Source organism: bacterium (assembly GCA_026398675.1).
Taxonomy (GTDB): Bacteria; RBG-13-66-14; RBG-13-66-14; order RBG-13-66-14; family RBG-13-66-14; genus RBG-13-66-14.
This window is the reverse complement of record JAPLSK010000264.1, coordinates 1-5,173: the sequence shown is the minus strand read 5'-3', so window position 1 is coordinate 5,173 and position 5,173 is coordinate 1. Positions and strand designations below refer to the sequence as shown.

The following is a 5,173-nucleotide window of genomic DNA, read 5'->3' as shown; positions in this document are numbered from 1 at the left end:
GGCGGGGAGTTTAGTCCCCGCCGTTTTTATATGGTGGCCCTCACCCCCATCCCCTCTCCCGGAGGGAGAGGGGGGCCGGGCCGCCGAGGTTTGTTGACATTCCCTGCCTCGACCCTCACCCCCGGTTACGATGATGTAGGGCGGGGACTTTAGTCCCCGCCGTTTTAACCCCTCACCCCAGCCCGTAAGCGCGCTTCCCCCCAGAGGGGGAGGGGGTTGTTTCACCCCTCACCCGTAATAAACGCGGGCCGACCTAACCGGCGCGCCGTCGGTCGGCCCCTACGAAGGCACGCAATAATCGCACACCACCCGTAGGGGCGGGTCTCCTGACCCGCCCGTCGCAACGTGGTATACGTAGGGCGGGGATTCCATCCCCGCCGATTTTATTGAGGCAACCCTCACCCATCCCCGTCGGCGCACCGCTCCCACGGGGAGAGGGAAACCGCGGGCGACCGTGGACGGTCGCCCCTACGGGTCGGATTGGCGATGGATGGACGTAGGGGCGGGTGTCCACACCCGCCCGTTTTCACCCCTCTCCCCAGCCCTCCCCCCAGAGGGGGGAGGGGGGATTGGGCCGCCGGGTGAGCCCGACGCCGGAATGTTAAAATCCCCTCGGGCGACGAACCGCCCGCGCAGGTGAAACATGGCCGCCAAACGCACCCTCATCGTCGGCCTGGGCAACCCCATGATGAGCGACGACGCCGTGGGCATCCTCGTCGCCCGCGGGCTCCACGCCCGCCTGAACAATCCCGACGTCGAGCTCCGCGAGGCCTCCGTGGCCGGCATCGAGCTCATGGAGCTTCTGGTGGGCTACGACCGCGCAATTATCGTGGACGCCGCCCAGACCGATGACGGCAGGCCCGGCGACTGGTACCGCCTCGACACTCAGCAAGAGGTCGCCGGCGAGCTGCCCCAGTCCAGCCACCGCTTCGGCGTCTTCGAGGGGCTGGAGCTGGGCCGCCGCTTAGGGCTCGACATGCCGGAGGAGATACGCATCTACGCCGTCGAGGCGCCGGACCCGTTCACCTTCGGTGAGGGGCTCTCCCCGGCGCTCGCCGCCGCCCTGCCGGAAATCGTGACCGGAATTTTCCGGGAGCTCGCCGGGTGAGGTTTCATTCATTAAAAAAAGCGGGGCCGCGGGGCTCGGCGTCGCCGAGGAAGGACGCCACGCTGCATTTGACGGTGACCCGCGCCTTGCCCCCCTCGCACTCGTGGAGCGTGGGGGTTTTCCAGTCGCTCCAGTTGGCGCTCTGCATCTGGTCCCAGTCCGAGTCCCAGCTCCTCAGTTGCGGCGAGTCCGTGGCGAAGAGGGCCTTGCACTGGGCCTCGTTCTCGGCCTTGAAGTTGTCCACGAACTGCTGGACGATTTTATCCGGCGCGGGGCAGAGGACGGTGGTTTCCACGGGCTCGGTGTCCCCGAGGTCCACCTATTCGCCGCCGTCGGTGGTGTCGCCGCCGCTCGACGACCCGCCGTTACCCGCCGCGAAGCCGTCCGAGTACCCCATCTGGTACCCCTCCTTGAACCCCTGGTTGTAGCCGTCGTCGTAGCTCCCCTCCGGAGGCGAGAAGCCGGTGCCCTGGCCCTCGGCGGTGTCGAAGCAGCCGAAGAGGATGAAGACGGTCGTACAGGCGATTATCAACGACAGCTTTTTCATCTCGCACTCCCCCGGTTGACAGGGCTTGTTGGGCACATTTTTATGATTTTAGTACCCGGCGGGGCGGATGTCCACACCCGGTCGCGGATTCGCGCCGGCCCGTGCCCCGCGGATTGCGCTGACGTAGGGGCGGGTATCCACACCCGCCCGTGGGACACCGTGTATCCGTTCCCAACCTCGACCCTCACTCTGGGTTGCGATGACGTAGGGCGGCCCCTCCGCGGGCCGCCGTTTTCAACCCTTGTCCTTCACCTTAACCCGTAGGCGAGCCTCTCCCTGAATGTAGGGCGGGGATTTTAATCCCCGCCGCTTTCACTTTCCCTACCTTGACCCTCACCCTAGCCCTCTCCCTAGGAGGGAGAGGGGACACGCGGCAGCCCTCACCCCGGCGTCAGGCGCTCAAATTGAGAAGGTGCACCGAGCAGGAGATGCAGGGGTCGTACGCCCGGACTATCATCTCCGCGTGGAAATGAATCTCCTCGTCGGAGAAAGTCGGGTTGGCCTCGACCATGGCCCGGATGTCCCGCTCCATGGCGGCCAGGTTCTGGCAGGTGGGGGTGATGATGTCCACGTCGGTGCAGCGTCCGTCGGTGTCGAAGGCGTAGGAGTGGTAGAGGGTGCCGCGGGGGGCCTCGATGCCCGCCGCGCCCCAACCGGCCCGGGGCCTGATCTCCGGCGTCGGCTCCACCGGCGCGTAATTCGCCAGAAGCGTGTTGATGGTCAGGATGGAGTCCTCGATGGAGTCCACCAGCTCGATGAACTGGGCCGTGGTGTTGTGGAAGATGTTGTGCGTCGGCGTGGTGAATCCCAGGCGCTTGGCGACCGTCTTCGCCCCGCCGTGCAGCAGGTTGCCGAAGAGGTTGACCCGGGCCAGCGCCCCCACGGTGTACGGCTTCCCGTTGTACGCGGAGAACTTCGCGTGGCTGTGCGGCACGACGTATTCGTTGGTCACCCGCTTGTACTCGTGGACGTCGGTGACCGTCCCGTCGCTTGCGGCGATGTGGTCCCCCATGTAGCCGTAGGTGTTGCCGTAGGGTTTCAGCCCGATGAACGTGCCGGGGGTGGTGAGGTAGCCGGGGAGCTCCAACCCGCCGACGAGCGGCACGAGGGCCCTGGCGTTCTCCAGGGTGGCCTCGAGCCGGTCGCGCAGGTACTTGACGGCGTCTTTTTCAGGGATGCGGCCGAAGCCGCCGAGCTTGGTGTTGCAGGGGTGAATCTCGCGTCCGCCTATCAGGTCCTGTATCTCGTTGCCGCACTTCTTGATGTCCAGGCCGATGCGCGCCGCGTCGGGCAGGTCCTCGGCCAGCTCGATGACGGAGTTGTAGCGCGGCCGCACGAGGTCCGGCAGGGCCAGCATAAATATATGCAGGGCGTGGGACTCGATGTTGCCGCCGTGGACGAAGAGCCGCCGCAGGAGACGAACCTGCTCGGTGACCCTCACCCCGAAGGCGTCCTCGATGGCCTGCGAGGCCACCACGTTGTGCACGCCGGAGCAGATGGCGCAGATGCGGCAGGCCACCTCGGGGATGTCGGCCCAGGGTACGCGCTTCAAAAAGCTCTCGAAGAAGCGCATCCCCTCGTAGATGTCCATGCGCACACCCTTGACGGCGCCGTCCTCGATTTCCACGGTGACGCCGCCGTGTCCCTCGACGCGGCAGAGGTGCTTCACGGTGATGGTCCGGCTCATGCTCTTATCCCCTTACGGCAGCTCGGTGCCCTTGTATTTCCTGGCGTGCAGGGCCTCGTCGGAGGGTGGTCCGCCGAAGTGCCCCATGGCCTGTTTTATATCCTCGATCGAAAAGCCCTTGTCCAGGAGAACGTCCACCTCGGAGGCGAAGTTGGCCTCGTAGACCGGGCCCCGGCAACCCTCGCATGGGAGGTTGTTGGAGGGGCAGCGCGCCCCGCAGCCGGCCTTGGTCACCGGGCCCAGGCACATCTCCCCCCGCTCGATCAAAAGGCACTCGTTCTCCCGGAACTTGCAGTCGGTGCACACGGCGTAGGTGGGCAGAAGCGGCTGGTCCCCGTGCAGGAACGACGCCACCGCCTGGAGGAACTGGTTCCGCTCGATGGGGCAGCCCACAATCTCGAAGTCAACCTTCACGAAATCCCGCAGGGGCTTCGGCTCGAAGCACTCGAAGAAGGGGTGGTCCAGGACCGTATTGCCGTAGACCTCGACGATCAACTCCCTGCGCGGCACGTCGTTGGCCATGGCCTGGACGCAGCCCCAGCACGCGCCGGTGCCGAGGGCGACCAGAATCCCGGCGCGCTCGCGGATGCCCTTGATTTGCTTCAGGTTCCGCTCGCTGGCCACCGCCCCCTCGACGAAGGCGATGTCCACCTCGCAGTCGGAGTTGCCGGTCTGGGCCATGATGAAGCTCTTTATGTCCACCGCTTTGGCCAGCTCCAGAATCTCGTCCTCGCAGTTGAGGATGTTGAGCTGGCAGCCGGCGCAGCAGGTGAGGCCGTAGACGGCGATTTTCGGCTTTTCCATCGGTCGGGTTTCCGTTCCTTTAGAGTTCAGCGGCGGTGAATCTGTAATATCTGGGCGTCGTGTCGGTGCGGGCCGTCATTCTCCCGCCCCCCTCCCCGGCCCGTAGGCGAGCCTCCCCCCAGAGGGGGGAGGGGGTGTAAGGCACCCCTCACCCCGGCTGCGATGATGTAGGGGCGACCCTCAGCGGTCGCCCGCAGGCCGACCTAAACGGCGCGCCGTCGGTCGGCCCCTACGAGGGTGATACGCAATCCACGCTCTCTATTAGGTTTGGTGTGATACAAACGATCCCTCGCATTTTTTCTAATGCAGCCCTCACCCCGGCCCGGGCCTCGCAGGCCTCCCACAGGGAGAGGGGATTTGAGGCGACCCTCACCCCGGCCCGTAGGCGCGCCTCTACGTAGAAGGGAGATGGGGCCGCTTCACCCCCCTCCCTATCCCGCCCCCCCAAGGGGGGAGGGGAAATGTCGGCAGCCCTCACCCCGGCTCGGTTCAGATGCTCTCGCGCAGGTTGATGGCGTCCCAGGCGGCGCGACCGCGGCGTGTCAGGGGCTCGCTTCTTCCAGGATTGAGTCCTGAGTTGCCTCAGATGGATTCCCGTAAATTTATCGCGTCCCAGTAGGTGAATATCGGCCCGTCCAGGCAGGTGTACTTGTGCCCGATGCTGCAGTGCAGGCACTTGCCCACCCCGCACTTCATCATCCGCTCCAGGCTCATCAGAATCCGCCCCTTGGAGAAGTTGAGCTCCAGGAGCCTCTCGACGACGAATTTGTAAACCACCGGCGGGCCGCAGATGGCGGCGTAGGTCTTCTCCGGGTCGAGCCCCTCCACCTGTTCGAAGAGCGTGGTGACGACCCCCACGTTGTAGGGCCAGGTCTTGTTGGGGTCGGTGTCCACGGTCAGGTGGCACTCGAGGTCGGCCCGGGAGACGAGGCCGGCCATCTCGTCGCGGAAGAGGACCTCCTTCGGCTCGCGGCAGCCGTAGAAAAGGATGACGCGGTTGAAGTCGGCGCGGTTGTCCAGGGCGTAC

6 protein-coding genes are annotated in these 5,173 nt (G+C 65.6%); 1 reads left to right on the top strand and 5 read right to left on the bottom strand.

Annotation, left to right across the window (positions count from 1 at the left end):
* Positions 1 to 643: 643 nt before the first annotated feature.
* Positions 644 to 1,108: a hydrogenase maturation protease gene (locus tag NTW26_08255; protein ID MCX7022243.1), complete on the top strand. Its 465-nt coding sequence runs from the start codon at positions 644 to 646 to the stop codon at positions 1,106 to 1,108.
* 4 nt (positions 1,109 to 1,112) lie between these two features.
* On the opposite strand, the gene NTW26_08250 is transcribed toward NTW26_08255, so the two are convergent.
* The 5 genes from NTW26_08250 to NTW26_08230 all read right to left on the bottom strand — a co-directional run.
* Positions 1,113 to 1,427, bottom strand: coding sequence for a hypothetical protein (locus tag NTW26_08250; GenBank protein MCX7022242.1), 315 nt, complete (start codon positions 1,425 to 1,427; stop codon positions 1,113 to 1,115).
* Positions 1,428 to 1,655, bottom strand: a complete 228-nt coding sequence (locus NTW26_08245; protein MCX7022241.1) for a hypothetical protein — start codon at positions 1,653 to 1,655, stop codon at positions 1,428 to 1,430.
* A gap of 391 nt (positions 1,656 to 2,046) precedes the next feature.
* Complete coding sequence (locus NTW26_08240; GenBank protein MCX7022240.1) at positions 2,047 to 3,342, bottom strand: Ni/Fe hydrogenase subunit alpha; 1,296 nt, start codon at positions 3,340 to 3,342, stop codon at positions 2,047 to 2,049.
* 12 nt (positions 3,343 to 3,354) lie between these two features.
* A complete protein-coding gene (locus tag NTW26_08235) occupies positions 3,355 to 4,146 on the bottom strand; it encodes an NADH:ubiquinone oxidoreductase (GenBank protein MCX7022239.1) in 792 nt (263 codons plus the stop codon).
* 582 nt (positions 4,147 to 4,728) lie between these two features.
* Positions 4,729 to 5,173, bottom strand: a 445-nt coding sequence (locus tag NTW26_08230) for an oxidoreductase (GenBank protein MCX7022238.1), incomplete at its 5' end; no start/stop codon positions are given.